Source organism: Sinomicrobium oceani, from assembly GCF_900119185.1.
Taxonomy (GTDB): domain Bacteria; phylum Bacteroidota; class Bacteroidia; order Flavobacteriales; family Flavobacteriaceae; genus Sinomicrobium; species Sinomicrobium oceani.
Genome location: NZ_FPJE01000009.1, coordinates 116,970 through 136,192, shown reverse-complemented (window position 1 = coordinate 136,192; position 19,223 = coordinate 116,970). Strand labels below are relative to the sequence as shown.

Sequence of the window (19,223 nt, the reverse complement as noted above, 5' to 3'; positions counted from 1 at the left end):
GTCTCTTTTCTATTGAAAACTCTGATCACAAAAATAGCGGTAATCTTTTTAATACTGTCTATAGTATCGTGTAATGCTGTAAAAAGGGTAGAAGACGATCAGTTACTGCTCACCAGAAACAATATTTATGTCAACGGTGAACAGGAAAAAGACGAGACCCTGAAAAACCTGGTCTTACAGCATCCCAACAGTTCGCTGCTCGGTTTTCACCTTAAACTTCATATTTATAATCTCGCTACTCCGAAATCGGACTCCGCTTACCTCGCATGGTTACACCGTAAAGCGAAGCGGGAGAAACACATGATAAACCTGCTCTCGGAAAAGCAGGTCATCGAACTGGGACGGTCCGTAGCAGGGTTTAACAACTGGCTCAAAGAAACGGGAGAAGCCCCGGTGATCGTCAACGAGATCAAAGCCGGAAAATCGAGAGAACGCCTGAACCTATATTACAACAGCAAAGGCTATTTTAACAATAAGGTTACTTATACCGTAGACTCGGTACCGAATAAAAAGAAACGCGGCGAAGTCAATTACCGTGTCACCACCGGGAAACCCTATTTTCTGGACAGTATTTCCAAGAGAATAGAGTCTCCGGATGTCGATTCTATTTACTCCCGTTACGATTCGAGGATGCTTATCAAAAAAGGAGAACAATTCGATCTCGCCCATTTCGAAGCGGAACGGGAACGAATAAATTCCATACTGATCAACTCCGGGATCTACCAGTTCCAGCCCAATTCGTCTATCCGTTTCAATGTACTCCGGGATACCCTGACGGCTAACGAAGATTATAAAATGCCGGTGGAAATACAAATAGACAACCGGCATGAAAGGGTGGGCGATTCGGTAAAGGAGATCCCATATAAGATACACCGTATAAAAAATGTGAACATCTATGCCGATTACACTTTTGGTATGGACCGTGATTCCCTCGATTCGATATCTTATGATAAATTCACCATCTATTTCAGGAACAAACTGCGGTACAAACCCAAGGCATTGACCGATGCGGTGGCTATCGCCCCGGGAAACCTTTACCGCGAGATCGATCGTACACGCACCTACAGGCAGATCAGCAACCTCAATACCTTTAAGTACCCGAACATCGAATACCTGTATGAGAACGGGACAAACGACACCCTGAATACCAATATATACCTCACCCACCGTCCCAAATTTTCGCTGGGACTCAATACGGATATATCACATTCCAACATCCAGGATATCGGTATATCGTTCAGTACCTCCCTCATCAGCCGGAATGTTTTCCGGGGGGCGGAAACCCTGGAAGTATCGGCACGGGGAACCGTAGGTTCATCCAGGGAAGCCAGTAACCCCAATGACCGCTTTTTTAATATTTCCGAATTCGGAGGAGATATACGGCTGAATTTTCCGCGGATATTTTTCCTGTTCGATACCCGGAAGTTTATTCCTAAATACATGTTGCCGGAGACCCGTATCTCGGTAGGTAGTTCCTTTCAGAAGAATATAGGGCTGGACAAACAGAGTTTCAATACCATACTGCGGTACAACTGGACGCCTTCTTTCCAGAAGAAACACACTTTTGAACTGGTGAATATCGAATTTATACGTAACCTCAATGTGGACCGTTACTTCAGGGTGTACCAGAACAGTTATGAAAGGCTGAACAATATCGCGGAAAATTATACGGTAGATCCGGCTTATTTCGATGATAACGGGAATCTTCTCATCCCTTCGGGAACCGACCAGTTCACCCGCGATGCATTATCCGGTGCCATCACGGGGCTGACTCCGAATTCGGACGATTTCCGGAGTATCTCCAGTATCGACGAACGAAGGAGACGACTGAGCGCTAATAACCTCATCTTTGCTTCTAATTTCACCTACACGAAAAATACCAGGCGCGGGGCCAGCGACAATACGTTCTCACAGTTCAAAACCAAACTGGAAATTGCCGGAAACGTGCTTTCCGCTGCATCGCAACTCATCAAATTCAACAAGAACGACAATGGCAAAAAACTGGTATTCGACGTACAGTACTCCCAGTACGTAAAAACAGAACTGGACTTTATAAAGCATCAGCAGATCTCCCGGCAGGGCATTCTTGCTTTCCGGGGCTTTTTTGGTTTTGCCATTCCGTATGGCAATGCGACCAATATTCCGTTTTCCCGAAGTTATTTTGCCGGGGGAACCAATGACAACAGGGCATGGCAGGCCTACTCTCTCGGCCCGGGAAGAACAGATGCCCGAAATGATTTTAACGAAGCTAACCTGAAAATTGCGCTGAATCTCGAATATCGTTTTAACATCATGGGGAGTCTTAACGGAGCTATTTTTGCCGATGCGGGTAACATCTGGAACGCTTTGGATGACGTGGCAAATGAAGAAGCTATCTTCAAAGACTTTTCTTCGTTGAAAGATATCGCCCTCGGAACAGGTTTCGGTTTTCGTTACGATTTCGGTTTCTTCGTCATCCGCCTCGATACCGGCTTTAAAACCTATAACCCCGCCGAGCAGATGTCCAGGCGCTGGTTCCGGGATTATAATTTCGGAAATGCCGTGTACAACATCGGTATCAATTATCCTTTCTGACAGGCTCACTCCGCTCCGATCGTCATAGATGGCCCGCTATGCTAATTTAGACAGCGATTTTGGGTTTTAGCCATTGAAATTTATTATTTTTGCTCTTTACTAATTTTCAAATTCTGGAAAACTTAAAAACTATGAGTCATAACATTAAGCCCGGGGTAGCTACCGGCGATGAAGTACAGGACATATTTGCCTATGCAAAAAGCAAAGGTTTTGCTTTGCCGGCAGTAAACGTAATCGGTTCGGACAGTATCAACGGGGTGCTGGAAACTGCAGCAACACTGAACGCTCCGGTTATCCTTCAGTTTTCAAACGGAGGAGCTCAGTTCAACGCCGGAAAAGGACTTTCCAATGACGGACAAAAAGCTGCGATCCTCGGAGCCGTAGCCGGCGCCAAGCATGTACACGAACTCGCGGAAGCTTACGGAGCTACTGTTATCCTACATACGGACCACTGTGCCAAAAAACTGCTTCCCTGGATAGACGGCCTGCTCGATGCCAGTGAAAAACACTTTGCAGAAACAGGAAAACCGCTTTTCAGTTCTCACATGATAGACCTTTCGGAAGAACCTCTGGAAGAGAACATCGAGATCTGTAAAAAGTACCTGGAGCGCATGAGTAAAATGGGTATGACTCTCGAAATAGAACTGGGTGTTACCGGTGGTGAAGAAGACGGTGTGGATAATACCGATGTAGATTCTTCCAAACTTTATACCCAACCCGAAGAAGTAGCTTTCGCTTATGAAGAGCTGATGAAAATAAGCCCTAAGTTTACTATTGCCGCTGCTTTCGGAAACGTACACGGGGTTTATAAGCCCGGAAATGTAAAACTTACTCCCAAGATCCTGAAAAACTCCCAGGAATTCGTATCCGAAAAATACAATGTTCCTGCCAACAGCATCGATTTCGTATTCCACGGAGGATCCGGGTCTACGATCGAAGAAATCCGTGAAGCTATCGGTTACGGGGTTATCAAAATGAATATCGATACGGATCTTCAATACGCTTTCCTCGAAGGAATACGAGATTATATCCAGGATAAAAAAGATTATCTTCAGGCTCAGATCGGAAATCCGGACGGAGAAGATCAGCCCAATAAAAAATTCTATGATCCGAGAGTTTGGCTTCGTGAGGGAGAAAAGACGTTTATCGCACGTCTGAAGAAAGCTTTCGAAGACCTTAATAATGTAAATACCTTGTAGAGAGGTTAAAGAGTATAATCGCTTACCGGGGTTTATGTCGTGCATATTTTTTAAATTGCGCCCAAAAACCCCGGTAAACGGGTACTCAACAACACTTTATTATAACGAAAAACAAAAACATGGCTTGGTTCAAACGAAAAGAAAAAGGTATCCAGACCACCACGGAGGAAAAGAAAGACACGCCTAAGGGACTTTGGTATAAGTCTCCTACCGGAAAAATTGTCGGAGCCGAAGAACTGGAGAAAAACTTTTACGTCAGCCCGGAGGACGACTATCATGTCAGGATAGGAAGCAAGGAATATTTTTCGATCTTGTTTGACGATAACACTTATGAAGAACTCGATCCCGACCTCACTTCCAAAGATCCGCTGAAGTTTGTCGACACCAAAAAATATACGGACCGCCTGAAAGAAGCCCAGGAAAAGACCCACCTCAAAGATGCGGTTCGTACCGCAGTAGGGAAATCTATGGGTAAAGACCTGGTTATTGCCTGTATGGACTTTGCCTTTATCGGGGGGTCGATGGGAAGCGTTGTCGGAGAAAAAATTGCCAGAGCTATCGACTACTCCATAAAAAACAACATTCCTTTTCTGATGATATCCAAATCCGGTGGTGCCCGGATGATGGAAGCTGCCCTTTCGCTCATGCAGCTGGCCAAGACATCAGCCAAACTGGCACAACTGGCCGAAGCACGTATTCCCTACATTTCGCTTTGTACGGACCCTACTACCGGAGGAACTACGGCATCGTATGCCATGCTCGGTGACATTAATATTGCAGAACCCGGAGCACTTATTGGTTTTGCAGGCCCCAGGGTTGTAAAAGAAGCTACCGGACAGGATCTGCCCGCAGGCTTTCAAACCTCAGAATTCTTACAGGAACACGGTTTCCTCGATTTTATATCGCACCGTAAAAACCTCAAGAAAAAAATAAACCTCTACCTCGACCTGATCCTGAATCAGGAAGTCAGAGACTAACACACATCAAGAGGCTGCCCGAAAAGACAGCCTCTTTTTTTATATTCTTACACAACGATTACAAAACTACAAACTAAAAAACTCCCCCCTCCGTTCATCCGGCATCCGGGAGAATTTTTCCGGCATAGTCTGCTGTTGTCGGCGTAGTTGTTGCGTCCGTATTACTCCCGCTGAGCTTAAACGTCTGCTTTCCACCGTTAATATGATATTCCGTAAGTTTACCCTCCGCTATACGGCACCTCACCTGTTTTACCGAACGACTGTAAAAACGCTCCGGATACCATAACGATTTCACCAGGGGAACCGGGCGGATACCCTGGAACGAAACCTGGTTTTCCCCGTTATCATTTTTCGATATCCGAACCTTTATCCCGTTGAGTTCGTATACGGCCGGGGAAAGTCCTTTTACTTTTCGTCCCAATATATGTGCCATATAGGAATCGATAGCAAATCCGGCTTTTTTCAGCCCCGGAAGGCAGGTATTACGGATAAAACTATGGATTTTTCCCCGGACGGACCGGGTGGAATATCGCCGTATCGTATACCTGTCGATATAAAAGGTATCGGGAATCTCTTTCCATACCTTTTTTCGGGTGTAACGATTGGCTTTATATAAAATCAGGTGATGCATTAAGACTTCATATTCATTTTTAAAAGACAGTACACCGCTGTCCCACTTCAGCGCTCCGGGGAGTCCTTCGATGATGAGAAAATCAAAATGAACTGCCAATCCTTTCTGCTCTTCCTTTTTAAGGACATGATGCATACTTTCGATATCGCAATGTGTCTTAAAAATATCCCCTCCTTCCTGCAGATAATAATGCTTGAAGTTGCATTCGTCGAAACAGTAGTGCTTTTCCGAGGCAAACACCTTTTGATAATCTCTGCTCAGGGTGTAAAGTCTGTTGATCTTATCCGTATTTCTGAAGAGCATAAAACTGCCCGTGGGATAATCGTCCCTTACCGAAACAACCTCGTACGTATGAAGTAATGCCGTAGTCATAAATTCGCGTATACGCCCGAATACGATATCGATATCCGTTATACCCCAGAAATCATACCCTTCGATGTAGTCTGAAAAGATAACGCCATAAGCCGGTTTAAAATCGCATAACTTGTAGGCTTCCCGAATACGGATATCCAATCCCAGTTTACGGGTGGCAAGCCGGTTAAATTCATCGATACCGAAAGGCACCAATGTCACATTCGGAGGCAGGTCATATCCCGGATCAGCATCGGAAAAAATCAGGAATTCTACGGTAGGATTATATCGGCAGGATTTTATGAAGAGCCTGAAATACCAGGGAAAACGACCGAAATAACAGGTTATGAGAATAATCTTGTGCATGCACTTTAATAATTTGGCGGATTATTACTTCTTCGCGGAAGCCTTAAGAGCTTTCAGTTTCGGCAACACATCGCTCTTATACGTTTCGGGGTCCCATTCCATACCAAAAGCCTGTTTCAGATATACTTCCATAGGCGGCAATCCCACTTCGGCCCGCCGCTCATCCACATGATCCGGGTCGGATAACAGGTCTACATAGTGTGTATTGGTTACGGGGTCTACCCATACCTGGCTTCCGTAAATCTGCTCCCTGCCTTCGCGGATGGCAATACGGTCTTCGAGCAGCGCGAGATTGCTCTTACTGGTTTCTCCCTTTTCAGCAGCCTCCCGGATAAGCGGCAGGTATTTTTTCTGAACATCGATATCCGCATGCTGTATCACCAGGAACATAGCCTGACTGGCTTGTCCGCCTATTTTTCCGGGGCCGAGCCAGCCGTATTCATCAATAATAGCCCTTACCGCCCTGAGGTTCATAGAATCATTCTTTTGCATCGTCAGGATAGAAGCTGCAAATTCCTGTTGCAACGCCACCTTTTCCTGTCCGGTAGCCTTATCCAGTTTGCTCTTCAAAGCCATCAGCTCGAACCGTACTTTCTGATCGCTCTGGTAAATCGAATCGAGCTGTCCGGAAACTTTGCCGTAATCCTTCATGTCATCATCTTCCTGGGCAGTTAACATATTCCCCCAGAATATCAGGAGGATTAAAAAAACAGGTGTCATTTTCATAGTATTGCTTTTTGGTGTTCATGCATTGTTTCTTCCCATTGCCCGGTATAAGGATCGTAACTGCATTTCAAAGGTTTCGAATAGATATCGGAAGGATCTTCCACATACGCCCGGCAATCCGAACAGATATAGCGAAATTCGCAATCTTTACATACCTTGATCTGGTCTTTACGGATATCCCACAACCCTGTGAAGGCCCTGTCTTTTAAAACCTCGGCCAACGGAACGTTATCTGCATCCCCGTAATCCTTTTTCATGGAAGGACAGTTCTTTATCCTCCCGGATTCGTCAATTGAAATTTTCCGGTTCAGACAGCTGTTGTGATTTTTATGCTCCATAAAGCTGCTCAGCCCCGGAAGGCTCATGCTCTTTTTATTGATAATACCGCACTGCTCACACGAACTAAAAGTCTGTTTTATAAAGGACATCCGGTGATGTGCGATCTCCCGATCGTTTTTAGAAGCGTAAAACGTAAGAGAGACCATCCTGTAATCGGATAGGATATTGCGATAACCATTTTCATCGAAGTCTTCCGGATATTTCAGAACAATCTCTATATGTCTGAATTCGGATAGCTTATCATACGCGGAAAGTATAGCGTTCAGCGCTTCGGGAGACTGCTCCGCATACGAACGGATTTGCACGTAAGGGCATAACAATGCATTGAGCTGGTCGAAGAGCCCATTATAATCGTGTTGTTTATCCCGGATATCGATAATGGCGTCCGTGATCCTGAACGGGCTGTCCCATTCTTCGGCGATAGGCGGAAAAAGCCCGGGATCTTCGACAAAAGTCCCCAGATCACCCGCTGTCATTTGTTCCAGAAAGGTTGCGAATTCGGGGAGGTCGTCTTCCCCAAGCATCGCTGCAACCTCTCCTATGGTTAGTTCCCTCAGTTCCAGGATCAGGTCGTAATAGGTGTTATCTACAAAAAACAGTTCTCCATTGGCCGTATCGCAAATCATGGTCCGCGTATATCCCTTCACGGGGATACAGTCGGCATAGAGCATAAAAAAATTATTCCTGTTGGTATCGATGATATGTCCTTCCATGTTCAGTCTTTTGAAAAATCTATGAATTTTGAAATGATCTTTTCCGGAGGTGTGTGATCCTGGTAACAGTTGAGCTTTTCATTGAAACTCACACATTCCTCAACCCCGGCATCCGCTTCGGGAAAATCGTTGTAGAGAATATAATTGTAGAAGAGTGGCAAACTCTCCAGCTTTTTCTTTTCTATTTCGAATTTCTGTAGTTTTATACTCATAATGTTTCTGCAATTTTCTTTTCCAGGTAGTAGTTACACGGAAAGGAGGTCATACTGAATTGCCCCAGAGGGTTCACTTCGAGAAAAATATAATTATTGTCGGTATCCACGATCATATCAAAAGACCCGGTATCCAGCCGGAGTTTTGCCGCAACTTCTATCAGCTTTTCCCGGATGTGCTCCGGAAGGCGATAAGGTACATTTCTCACCTGGCTGTCTTCGGTCTTCTTTCTGAAATCCACTTCGGTTTTGGAGTCATTCTGAGAAAAAATAGCCATAGCATAGTATTCTTCTTTCAGAAAAAATATCCTGAGTTCATATTTCTTTTTTATTTCGGCCTGTAACAGGGATGGAAAGAATACATCGGGTAATTGCCTTACAGCATCGGGGGTAAGCCGTTCGGTATAGGAATAGTAATGCCGCTTACGGGTAAAGAAATATATCCCCTGACTCATGGCCTTGGTGACGACATTCCCTTCTTTTTCCATGATCTTCAGGATTTCGTCTTTGGAGGTCACTACAAATGTCCTGGGTATTTTCAGTCCGCAATCGCGGGCCAGGTCAAGGACCTTGAATTTATTCACGGCCGATGTCATATGCCCTCCCAGTTGCCTGGTACTTTTTTTCTCCACGATATGGTGTGCATAGGCAATGAGTTCTTTCAGCTCTTCGTTGACATGCCTTTTATGATAATGTTCGTTATCTGTAAAAAGTACCTCATTCAGCAATCCCGTATCGGCCTGTGTGTTTTTGATGGACATCCCCCTTCGACGGTACCATACGGAATCAAAATCGAAAAGGTTGAATGTATTGCCGTTCTCTTCCAGGATAAACGCATCGCTTTGCATATCGACACCCACGATTTTTACCCGGTCGGTATCACCGTTCAGTCTTTTATATTTTTTGTTCAGGTACAGAAGCCATTGCACAACAAATGCAGTACTTCCGTCATCCTGCCTGCTCAATAGTAATATCATGATCGTAGTTTGTTGGTTTTTAACCGCTTTTCCCGGTAAGATTCTGTTCCGGACGTATGCTCCGGATATTAAAAACAATATCCTCTAAACAAATTAGAGGATATTGATATACCGGAAACTACCATTCGGCCTCTCCCTCTGCCTCGACTTCTACATCGACCTCGGTATAACCAAGGCTTAAGCTGGCAGAAAGTGAAGCTGAAGCGGAGAAACTTCCTCCTCCGGATCCTCCCTGAATGTTTCTCAGGTCTTTAGAATCGAGCTTCTTTAAATCAAACTTGTTTAGCTTTTTCATATTGAACAAGATTAAGGGTTAAAAATCGTCCCGGACTTTTACGGACACCCGGGAATATGTCCACCTTTCGCGAAAATGGTATTTTTGTATTTTGTCATAAATATATCCGCACAACAGTTCCGAAAAGACAACGTTTCGGATATTACGATATACACTTTACATTAATGACCGGGAAGACCCTTCAAAGGGTTTTTGTTCGCGAACGCGGATTGAAGAAATACAGGTCTTGTACCCCGTTATCAAGAAAGCGTCTTTAACGGGACTACAGCATTTATTTTTTCATTTCAGAAGTCGGTTCGGTATAACAGGTTTGTCAAAAGTCTTCAGGTTAAGTTTTGGTATTTCAGTAATGGGACCGGTTATTTGTTGTCAAAGTACCATGTGTACCCCGTATATTTTCAATATCTCAATAATATTCTTTCCAAAAATTGTCATTTTATATTAAAAACTACACACAAAAACCTGACATTTTTTGAATTTTTTCTGACATTTTCGTATTTTTGATAAAAACACCCTATGAAGATCGGAGCAAGAATCAAAGCATTACGGGAGGCTCGGGGCATTACCCAGAAAGAGATGGAGGAGTCTATAGGCGTCTCCCACGGCACGTATTGTAACTGGGAAAGTGATCTCCACGAAATAAAACTTTCCAAACTCCTGATCATTGCCAAAATCCTGAACGTGGAAATACAGGCTCTGCTGGAAGACAAACAGGAAAATACGACACATCTTCAATTCAGGGATCTCGACATCAACGGCGGGGCAATCATCATCCTCACAGACAGGAAAGCCGTGGACAAATTGGTAGAGGCACTCAAAGATCAGCTTTAACCCACTCCCCGCTGTCCTTTCCCGTACCCTCTAATGTACATAGTTCTTATCACATCATCATAACGCATACCCTGTACCGGTCGCCGCGGATCACTACTACGACATCATCTGAAAACACCGACTACGGTACGGGTGAGCTATCAGGTTCCGGAACGCTCCTCAAAATATCTTTTACAAAAAAAGATTATTACAACTATTTCCCCTATATTTGCGCCCGTAATAGACGAGCTATTACCATACATAAGAATCATTTAAACAATATTGGCATGTATTTGAACAAAGAAGTCAAAGAAGACATTTTTAAAAAGCACGGAGGTTCCGGGAAAAACACAGGATCTGCCGAAGGTCAAATAGCCCTGTTTACATTCAGGATTTCACACCTTACGGAGCACCTGAAAAGAAACCGTAAAGATTTCAACACCGAAAGAGCGCTGGTTAGCCTGGTAGGTAAAAGAAGAAGCCTTCTCGACTACCTCAAGAAAAAAGATATCGAGAGATATCGTGCTATCGTGAAAGAATTAGGACTTAGAAAATAATTCCGAAAGAGGCCTTAGTGCCTCTTTTTTGTTTTATTCATACCCGGTTTAGGCCGGAATATTTTCTCAGGGCGAAGTAATTTTCATTGGGTTAACTACAACAACACAACAACCCCGTCTGCCGGACGGAACCCTTTGTATAAATTAATTTTAAGAAGAACTATGATTCCTGAAGTAAAAAAAGAGATTATTGATTTGGGCGATGGCAGGACCATCTCCATAGAAACAGGAAAGCTGGCTAAACAAGCCGACGGGTCTGTTGTTGTTCGCATGGGAGATGCAATGCTGCTCGCTACCGTGGTTTCTGCACGTGAAGCGAAGCCCGATGTGGATTTTTTACCTTTAACCGTGGATTACCGCGAAAAGTTTGCCGCTGCCGGAAGATTCCCCGGCGGATTCTTTAAACGTGAAGCGCGTCCGAGCGACAGCGAGGTCCTTACCATGCGATTGGTAGACCGTGTTTTACGTCCGTTATTCCCTAAAGATTATCATGCAGAGACTCAGGTCATGATACAGTTGATGTCTCACGACAACAACGTTATGCCCGATGCCCTTGCAGGGCTTGCTGCCTCTGCCTGTATCGCTATTTCAGATATTCCTTTCGAATATCCGATATCCGAAGTACGGGTAGCACGGATAGACGGTGAATTTATCATCAACCCGAGCAAAACCCAACTGGCTGCTGCTGACATCGACCTTATGGTAGGTGCTTCTGTAGACTCTGTTGCGATGGTAGAAGGAGAAATGCATGAAGTTTCCGAAAAGGAAATGGCAGAAGCGATCAAAGTTGCCCACGAAGCCATTAAATTACAGTGCGAAGCCCAGTTCAGACTGGCTGAAAAAGTCGGTAAAAAAGCCATTCGCGAATATGCAGGAGAGCCTGAAGACGAGGCTATCGCAGCCAAAATACATGAATTTGCCTATGAGCAGTGCTATGCCATAGCCAAAGCTAATACATCAAAACAAGAACGTACTCAACAGTTTTCGGAACTGAAAGAACGTTGTGCCGAACTCTTCACAGAAGAAGAACTTCTGGAAAGTGCCCCCCTTATCGGGAAATACTTCGGTAAAGCACAGAAAGAAGCGGTAAGAAACCTCATCCTTGACGAGAACATCCGCCTGGATGGCAGAAAAACCACAGACATCCGCCCTATCTGGTGTGAAGTGAATTACCTGCCTTCCACACACGGATCATCGATATTTACCAGGGGAGAAACACAGGCTCTGGCTACAGTAACCCTGGGAACATCAAGAGAGGCCAATGTTATAGACCTCCCTACCGATCAGGGTGAAGAAAAATTCTATCTGCATTACAACTTCCCTCCTTTCTCTACCGGAGAAGCAAGACCGATACGCGGTACGTCCCGAAGAGAAGTAGGACACGGAAACCTGGCACAACGTGCCCTTAAAAATATGATCCCTTCGGATTGTCCTTACACTGTAAGAGTTGTCTCTGAAGTACTGGAATCTAACGGTTCTTCTTCTATGGCAACCGTTTGTTCGGGTACTATGGCACTTATGGATGCCGGTGTACAACTAAAAAAACCGGTTTCGGGTATCGCCATGGGACTGATCTCCGAAGGAGAGAAATACGCCGTGCTTTCGGATATTCTCGGCGATGAAGACCACCTCGGTGATATGGACTTTAAAGTAACCGGAACTGCCGACGGTATTACCGCATGCCAGATGGACATCAAGATCAAGGGGCTCTCTTATGAGATTCTCGAAAAAGCTCTTGACCAGGCCCGCGAAGGACGTCTGCATATCCTGAACAAACTTACGGAAACAATCCCGGCCCCTGCCGAAAGCGTAAAAGCTCATGCTCCGAAGATCATTAAAATGACTATTCCGAAAGAATATATCGGTGCGGTTATAGGACCAGGTGGTAAAAACATTCAGGCATTACAGGAAAGCACACAGACCACTATCGTTATCGAGGAAGAAGGAAACCTCGGTATCGTAGAGATCCTCGGTGTGGATCAGGAAGGTATAGACAAGGCTATAGCTGCCGTAGATGCTTATACGTTTGAGCCTGTAGAGGGAGACACCTATACGGTAAAGGTTATCAAGGTTCTCGATTTCGGTGCCGTTATCGAATTTGTTCCCGGTAAAGAGTCCCTGCTGCACATTTCCGAGCTGGCATGGGATCGCACCAATAATGTAACCGATGTGGTTAATGTAGGTGATGTTATCGATGTAAAATACATCGGTCTGGACCCAAGGACAAAAAAACCGAAGGTATCCAGAAAAGCTTTGTTACCAAGACCCGAAAGAAAAGAGTCTAAAAACAGATCTTAATCAAGTGTTATATATTTTCAATTGTTAATAAAAACACCCCGTTCGAATGAACGGGGTGTTTTTTTATATCCCTGAAGCTACCTCAAAGCTCTCGGTATCCGCATGTCCAGGTGTTTCCTATTCGGTTTTCAATTCGAAAGTATGCGTAAACGGCATATCGGAATGTCCTCCTACAAAGAGTTCGAACATTCCGGGTTCGTATATCCATTCCAGCTCAGGATTGAAAAACTTAAGGTCTTCTGCAGTGAGTTCGAATTTCACAGACTTTGTTTCTCCCTTCTTCAGAAATATCTTTTCGAATCCTTTCAGCGCCTTGACCGGCGGTGTAACGGAAGCCACTTTATCATGTACATACAACTGCACGATCTCTTCTCCGTCCCGCTCACCGGTGTTCGTTACTTTTGCAGTAATCGTCAGTGTCTCTCCGGGAACAAGCGTTTGTTTGTCCGTGCTTACTTCGTAGGCAAACGAAGTGTAGCTGAGTCCGTATCCGAAAGGATATAAAGGGGTGTTAGGCGTATAGAGATATCGCGATACGTATTTCTGATCGGGATCCTCCGGTTGTATCGGTCTTCCGGTGTTTTTGTGATTGTAGTACAAGGGCAGCTGTCCTACAGCTCTCGGAAAGCTCACGGTGAGTTTCCCGGCAGGGTTATAATCTCCGTAAAGCACATCGGCAACGGCATACCCGCCCATAGTCCCGGGCCACCAGGCCTCCAGTATCGCGTCGGCGGTCTTGTTCTCCCATTCCAGTGTAAGAGGTCTTCCGTTCATCAGCACCAGGATAACAGGCTTCCCGGTCTCCTTAACTGCTTTTATGAGTTCTTTCTGCTTCCCCGGAATATTGATATCTGTTCTGCTTGCGGCTTCCCCTGTCATACCTTCCAGCTCACCTACCACCATAACCACCACATCGGCTTTTCGGGCTACGGCAATGGCATCTTTAAAACCGGAAGTATCTTCTCCGAGCACCTTACACCCTTCGGCATAAAGCACATTATCTTTTCCGAGGCGCTCTTCGAAAGCTTCGAATACGCTTACTGCCGTACCTTCACGATCTCCGGCAGCAGCCCAGTTTCCTATAATATTTTTTTCGTCCTTAACCAAGGGGCCGACAAGCGCTATCCTGGCTCCCTGTTTCAGGGGCAGTACCTCCTTGTCGTTTTTCAGCAGTACCATGGATTTCCGTGCGGCATCCCGGGCAACCTCCAGGTGCTCTTCACTGAGGACCTCTTCCTTCTCGCGGGTTTTATCCATATAACGATAGGGATCTTCAAAAAGACCCAGACGAAATTTCATATCCAGTATTCTCCGTACGGCATCGTTAAGGTCTTTTTCACTTACTTTTCCTTCTTGTATGGATTGTTTCAGGTATTTCATATAAATACCACCCTGCATATCCATATCCACCCCGGCATTCATGGCTATTTCTCCGGCATGCTTTTCGTCGCGGGCATAACCGTGAGGAACCATTTCGTTTATAGAGGTATAATCGGTGACGACAAAACCGTCAAAATCCCAGTCGCCTTTCAGGATATCCCGGAGTAAAAAAGAGTTTCCGGTGGCGGGCACACCGTTGAGATCGTTAAAGGAATTCATAAACGTGGCCACTCCCACATCATGAGCGGCTTTGAAAGGAGGTAGATATGTCGTCCGGAATTCGTTTTCGGACATATCCACGGTGTTGTAATCTCTTCCTGCGAGGGCTGCCCCATAAGCAGCATAGTGCTTGGCACAAGCCAGTATGGTATTGTTTGCCGCAAGGTCATCGCCCTGAAACCCTTTCACTCTTGCTTTAGCTATCAGCGAGCCGAGGTAGGTGTCTTCCCCGGCTCCTTCTGCAATACGTCCCCAACGGGCATCTCTGGCAACGTCTACCATAGGTGCAAAAGTCCAGTTTATCCCCTCTGCCGAAGCCTCTACTGCGGCTATCCGGGCCGTTTTTTCCATGAGCCCGAGATCCCAGCTTGCCGATTCTCCAAGCGGAATAGGAAATATCGTCCGGTGTCCGTGAATAACATCATAACCAAAAAGCAACGGAATACCGAGGCGCGTATGTTCCACGGCAACCTGCTGCAATTCCCGGTTATATGTTGTCGTAAAGGCATTAAACACTGCCCCGACGCTGCCATTTTCTATATATTCCCGGTAGTTATCATCCATGGAAGGCCCGGTAACATCCCATCCGCTGGTAAAAAGTACGGTTTGTCCGATCTTCTCTTCAAGGGTCATAAGCCCCAGGACAGAATCTACCTGGGCTGTAAAAGAATCTTTTTCTTTTTCCTCCCGCACCGGGGTATCGGTACAAGAGATTAAAACCGGTAGCAAAAGAGACAACACACCGGCTTTTCTGGTTATAGCAATCATTTTTTCTTAGTTTTTCTTCGTCTTCGAAAACAACCAGGGCAAGAGGTCGGGTTCGGCAAAAGCGGGATCCCAACTGTTGTGATTGGCATTTTCATACAAGGTAAATTTCGGGTTTGCCCCTTCTTTCAACAACCTCTCCACCATATGCACCGAAAGTAAAGGGTCTACCACATTATCCTTGGCACCATGAAATATCCACAGGGGCAGTTTTACTGCATAGTTTTTTACCGATGCTGCTTTCCCGCCGCCGCAAATAGGAATTGCTGCCGCAAACATATCCGGCTTTCTGTACAGGAGCTCAAACGTTCCCATACCTCCCATGGAAAGCCCCATTACATACACCTGTTCCTGTTTTACGGAAGGTGTCTGTACCATACTGTCCATTAAAGCCATGACCAGCCCGAGAGGCCTGGTAGGCTTACGCCCGTACCTGAATTTTATCTTTAAAGGGGTTCTTCCTCTTTTTACTTTGGCATTGGCCCAATAGTCCGCTTTGGGACATTGCGGAAAAATAACGATAGCCGGAAATTGTGCACGGATACTGTCTTTCAGAAAAAGAGCACTTCCGTGGGTGAGTTGCGAGCGATTGTCATGACCTCGTTCTCCCGCTCCGTGCAGAAATAACACTACGGGATATTCCCGATCGGACGTATAATCATCCGGATAGAGGATCCTGTACTTCAGGGTATCGCCCTGACTCACAAATTCTTTTTCCAGATATTCTTCTCCTGTCTGTGCAAAAGCCATGGTACAGGTAAAAACCAGCAGCGCTAAAATAATTCGGGGATGTCTCATGTTTTTTGTTTTCAATTTAGCAAAATAATCCGGACAGACCGGATCTGCAGGATACGCGAAAATAGTATCCTGCAAATCCGGGAGGAATTATGTTCCACATTACTTCTTATCCGATATTCCGGGAGCGCTGAACCCTAATTTTATCAGGCCTTTCCGTACATCCTTATTTTCCATAAACAAGTTCCAGAGCAAGCCACTGCGATAATTTTCGATCATTACCGGGATCGGTCCCTGGTCTATGGCGAGGTAACGCTGTACGTACCAGTTTTCTTCCTGGCTATACGCATCGTAGGGACCGTATTTCCCGACCAGACTATCCGCATCCTGATACAGATATCTCAGCATCTGCATACTCTCATCCGGGGTGTAGGGAAACGAAGAAAGGGCAGCGGTAGGCGAAATTACCCCACGGTCATTTCCGGGACGGTGGCCCGCATAACCGTTAATGGAATAACTCGATGTGAGTCCCCAGCTTTCCGGACCATATCCCTTGTGGTTTTCCGGGTTATCCACAGCATACTTATAATTGATAAGAGCGTGATTTTTATTGAGCTCCCAGTAATCACCGTATCTATCGGACAGCCCTTTGGGATTCAGTCCGAGATACGAATAATGAGCCCAGAACAAAGGTCCCACAGGCGCGTCGTCATGCTCATAATGATCGAGAACAGTTTTGAGTCCGTAATACGCTTTATCGGTGCTGATGGCTCCGTCTCTGGCCCATCCATGATGATAAGCTTCCGGTTTTATCGGATGTGTCGGAGATGCTGCCGCAAGGACATACATAATCAGACATTCGTTATATCCTCCCACAGGGAAGTTCATTTTCCAGCCGTGTTCGGGAGACCAGTGCCAATAGAGGACATCTTCTCCTCCCTTGGTGTACCAGTCCCACTCCACTTCATGCCATAGTTTTTCTATGCGGCCAACCAGTTCTTTTTCTCTTTCCGATCCGTCTTTGAAATATTCGGCTACGGTGAGCATCCCCTGTACCATAAAGGCGGTTTCTACGAGGTCTCCCCCGTCATCTTCCGCACTGAAGGGTTTTACTTTACCGGTTTTACCGTACAACCAGTGCGGCCATACCCCGTGAAAACGATCTGCCTTTTCCAGGAACCCGATGATTTTCTCATAGCGTTCCAGAGCCTGTTCGCGGGTAATGAACCCTCTTTCCACACCGACAAGGATCGCCATCAGCCCGAAGCCAGAACCTCCGATGGTAACGACATCCTCATCGTTCTGCGGGTAGTCCCCATCGATATGAATTCGTTCCGGGGCCATCCCTGAATTGGGCTCCGCACCATCCCAGAAATAATCGAAGGTCTGCCTTTGTACCAGGTTTAGTATTTCCTCATCTTTCAGTTCATTTTCTTCAATGTGCCCTTCTTTGCCTTTTCCCGCCACTTCCGAAGTAGCAGACGATTTGTCTGATGATGTTTTCTTTGGGTTACAGCTCCAGAGAAGCATTACGGAAAAAACAAAAATTAAATTTCGCATGATCAATACTATGTATGGTTTAGATTTAAAAAAATTCAGCTATAGCAGTCCGGGATTCAGAACCGCATAATCCTAATGTTCCTTGAAACGATAATTACCACTGAGGGTTCTGGGTCATATCCGGTGTCTGGATACGCTGGTCATTAGGAATGGGAAACAACTCGTGTTTTCCGTCTATAAAAGGTTTTCCATGGGCTCTCATTACGTCTCCGGCCTGTCCGGTACGGATAATGTCAAACCAGCGATCGTGTTCCATGGCCAGTTCCAGCCTTCGTTCTTTCCATATCAACATTCTCAGCTCGCCCTGGTCCGTCGTAGAAACAGCTCCGAGATTTACACGGTCTCGAACATCGTTGAGCGGAATAATGGCTTCCGAAGACCGCCCGAGTTCATTGAGTGCTTCGGCACGGATAAGGAGTACTTCGGCAAACCGGATCACCCTGATATTTTTGTCGGTATCGTTATTCCCTGCATTGGCACTGGAATATGCTTTCTCGTTGTACATGGCATTCTGTACGGCCGGATCTACCTGTCTGCCATCCCAAAGGGTTTCGCCACGGAATATAATGGTAGCGTCTCTCCTGATCGTATCACCTTCTTCATTGAACGCATTGAGCAGATCCTCGGAAGGCGTGTTAAAGCCCCAACCCCAGCCATTGGGTCCGGAAGCCCCCTGGGTCTGAGAGTATTGCTGAACACCGTGAGCGATGATATCTCCCCTGGCCTGGATCTCGAAAACGGATTCTCTCCCGTTTTCCGTGGAAGCTCTCCACAACGTGGCGTAATCTTCTTCTAAGCCGTATTCACCGGAATTGATAACCTCCTGTGCCATGTCGGCTGCTTCCTGCCATTTTTCCTGGTACAGGTATACTTTGGCCAGCAGGGACTGTGCGGCTCCCTGGGTTGCCCTTCCCAAATCGGAAGATGCGTATTCGCTTTTCAGAGGCAGTACCTCTATAGCTTCTTTCAGGTCCTGCTCTATAAAAGCGTAAACTTCAGAGACGGGGGCTCTTTCCACAAGGTCTACATGCTGTAAGGTAACCTCACCGAAAGAACGGACCAGCCAGAAATAATTCAGGGCTCTCAAAAATTTGCACTCTCCGATAAGCCTCGCCCTGAGACTTTCATTGGTCATCTCGTATTCTTCGGTATATTCTATGGCCAGACTGGCTCTACCTATCGTTTTGTACCACTGTGTCCACATGGCCCGTATAGAAGGCGTAGAAGCATTGTGCTCCAGGCCGTCCAGGAGGTGTTTGTCCGTTCCGGTATCCGTAGGAGAACTTCCCTTATCGGCATTATCCGAAATAATCTCCGTAATTCCCAGGTACGAAAATGCAAAGGCAAAATCCGTATGCCTGCCGTAAACCCCGGTAACAAACTGTACCGGCTCAAATATCTCTCCGCTTTCTTCTGCCGTAGGATCTACGATCTCTACTTCTTTCACAAAGTCATCACAACCGGCCAAACCTACCAGAGCCAGAACGTAAAGACCATACCAATATTTATATCTCAGATTCATAATGTGTTTCTTATTTG

At 45.8% G+C, this 19,223-nt stretch carries 16 protein-coding genes; 6 read left to right on the top strand and 10 right to left on the bottom strand.

From position 1 onward, the window contains the following. Positions 1–12: 12 nt before the first annotated feature. The 3 genes from tamL to accD all read left to right on the top strand — a co-directional run bounded on the left by tamL (position 13) and on the right by accD (position 4,750). Positions 13–2,574 (top strand): translocation and assembly module lipoprotein TamL, encoded by a 2,562-nt coding sequence (gene tamL, locus BT112_RS09870; RefSeq protein WP_072317207.1) that lies wholly within the window; start codon positions 13–15, stop codon positions 2,572–2,574. Positions 2,575–2,705: 131 nt separating this feature from the next. Then, a complete protein-coding gene (gene fbaA / locus BT112_RS09865; RefSeq protein ID WP_072317206.1) occupies positions 2,706–3,773 on the top strand; it encodes a class II fructose-bisphosphate aldolase in 1,068 nt (355 codons plus the stop codon). Positions 3,774–3,892: 119 nt separating this feature from the next. Further along, positions 3,893–4,750 carry an acetyl-CoA carboxylase, carboxyltransferase subunit beta gene (gene accD, locus BT112_RS09860; protein WP_072317205.1) on the top strand — a complete coding sequence of 286 codons (858 nt, stop codon included), beginning with the start codon at positions 3,893–3,895 and terminating at the stop codon, positions 4,748–4,750. 94 nt (positions 4,751–4,844) lie between these two features. On the opposite strand, the gene BT112_RS09855 is transcribed toward accD, so the two are convergent. From BT112_RS09855 to BT112_RS21810, 6 genes are all read right to left on the bottom strand, one after another. Then, entirely contained in the window at positions 4,845–6,098 is a 1,254-nt protein-coding gene (locus BT112_RS09855) for a DUF6625 family protein (protein WP_072317204.1), read from the bottom strand. A 24-nt stretch (positions 6,099–6,122) separates the two neighbouring features. Beyond that, the gene (locus tag BT112_RS09850; protein WP_072317203.1) at positions 6,123–6,824 is read right to left on the bottom strand and encodes a DUF6624 domain-containing protein; all 702 of its coding nucleotides are present in this window, start codon (positions 6,822–6,824) and stop codon (positions 6,123–6,125) included. Next, a complete protein-coding gene (gene gwsS, locus BT112_RS09845) occupies positions 6,821–7,876 on the bottom strand; it encodes a grasp-with-spasm system SPASM domain peptide maturase (protein ID WP_072317202.1) in 1,056 nt (351 codons plus the stop codon). Before gwsS ends, BT112_RS09850 begins: the two co-directional genes overlap by 4 nt. Before the next feature lie 2 nt (positions 7,877–7,878). Beyond that, positions 7,879–8,088: a hypothetical protein gene (locus BT112_RS09840; protein WP_072317201.1), complete on the bottom strand. Its 210-nt coding sequence runs from the start codon at positions 8,086–8,088 to the stop codon at positions 7,879–7,881. Next, positions 8,085–9,065, bottom strand: coding sequence for a grasp-with-spasm system ATP-grasp peptide maturase (gene gwsG / locus BT112_RS09835; protein WP_072317200.1), 981 nt, complete (start codon positions 9,063–9,065; stop codon positions 8,085–8,087). The genes BT112_RS09840 and gwsG overlap by 4 nt, the downstream gene beginning before the upstream one ends. A 118-nt stretch (positions 9,066–9,183) precedes the next feature. Continuing rightward, positions 9,184–9,360, bottom strand: coding sequence for a hypothetical protein (locus BT112_RS21810; RefSeq protein ID WP_175545771.1), 177 nt, complete (start codon positions 9,358–9,360; stop codon positions 9,184–9,186). A 516-nt stretch (positions 9,361–9,876) separates the two neighbouring features. On the opposite strand from BT112_RS21810, the gene BT112_RS09825 reads away from it, so the two are divergent. The 3 genes from BT112_RS09825 (at position 9,877) to BT112_RS09815 (ending at position 13,025) form a co-directional block, all read left to right on the top strand. After that, positions 9,877–10,191, top strand: a complete 315-nt coding sequence (locus tag BT112_RS09825; protein ID WP_072317198.1) for a helix-turn-helix domain-containing protein — start codon at positions 9,877–9,879, stop codon at positions 10,189–10,191. A 266-nt stretch (positions 10,192–10,457) separates the two neighbouring features. Continuing rightward, the gene (gene rpsO, locus BT112_RS09820) at positions 10,458–10,727 is read left to right on the top strand and encodes a 30S ribosomal protein S15 (RefSeq protein ID WP_072317197.1); all 270 of its coding nucleotides are present in this window, start codon (positions 10,458–10,460) and stop codon (positions 10,725–10,727) included. A 162-nt stretch (positions 10,728–10,889) separates the two neighbouring features. Next, positions 10,890–13,025 carry a polyribonucleotide nucleotidyltransferase gene (locus BT112_RS09815; RefSeq protein WP_072317196.1) on the top strand — a complete coding sequence of 712 codons (2,136 nt, stop codon included), beginning with the start codon at positions 10,890–10,892 and terminating at the stop codon, positions 13,023–13,025. Between the two features lie 117 nt (positions 13,026–13,142). Here the strand turns inward: BT112_RS09815 and BT112_RS09810 are convergent, their stop codons facing one another. From BT112_RS09810 to BT112_RS09795, 4 genes are all read right to left on the bottom strand, one after another. Next, positions 13,143–15,392: a glycoside hydrolase family 3 N-terminal domain-containing protein gene (locus BT112_RS09810; RefSeq protein WP_072317195.1), complete on the bottom strand. Its 2,250-nt coding sequence runs from the start codon at positions 15,390–15,392 to the stop codon at positions 13,143–13,145. 6 nt (positions 15,393–15,398) lie between these two features. Further along, positions 15,399–16,187, bottom strand: coding sequence for a carboxylesterase family protein (locus BT112_RS09805; RefSeq protein WP_072317194.1), 789 nt, complete (start codon positions 16,185–16,187; stop codon positions 15,399–15,401). Positions 16,188–16,286: 99 nt separating this feature from the next. Continuing rightward, positions 16,287–17,684 carry a glucoamylase family protein gene (locus BT112_RS09800; protein ID WP_072317193.1) on the bottom strand — a complete coding sequence of 466 codons (1,398 nt, stop codon included), beginning with the start codon at positions 17,682–17,684 and terminating at the stop codon, positions 16,287–16,289. Positions 17,685–17,778: 94 nt separating this feature from the next. Next, positions 17,779–19,206, bottom strand: a complete 1,428-nt coding sequence (locus BT112_RS09795; protein WP_072317192.1) for a RagB/SusD family nutrient uptake outer membrane protein — start codon at positions 19,204–19,206, stop codon at positions 17,779–17,781. Positions 19,207–19,223: the final 17 nt, after the last annotated feature.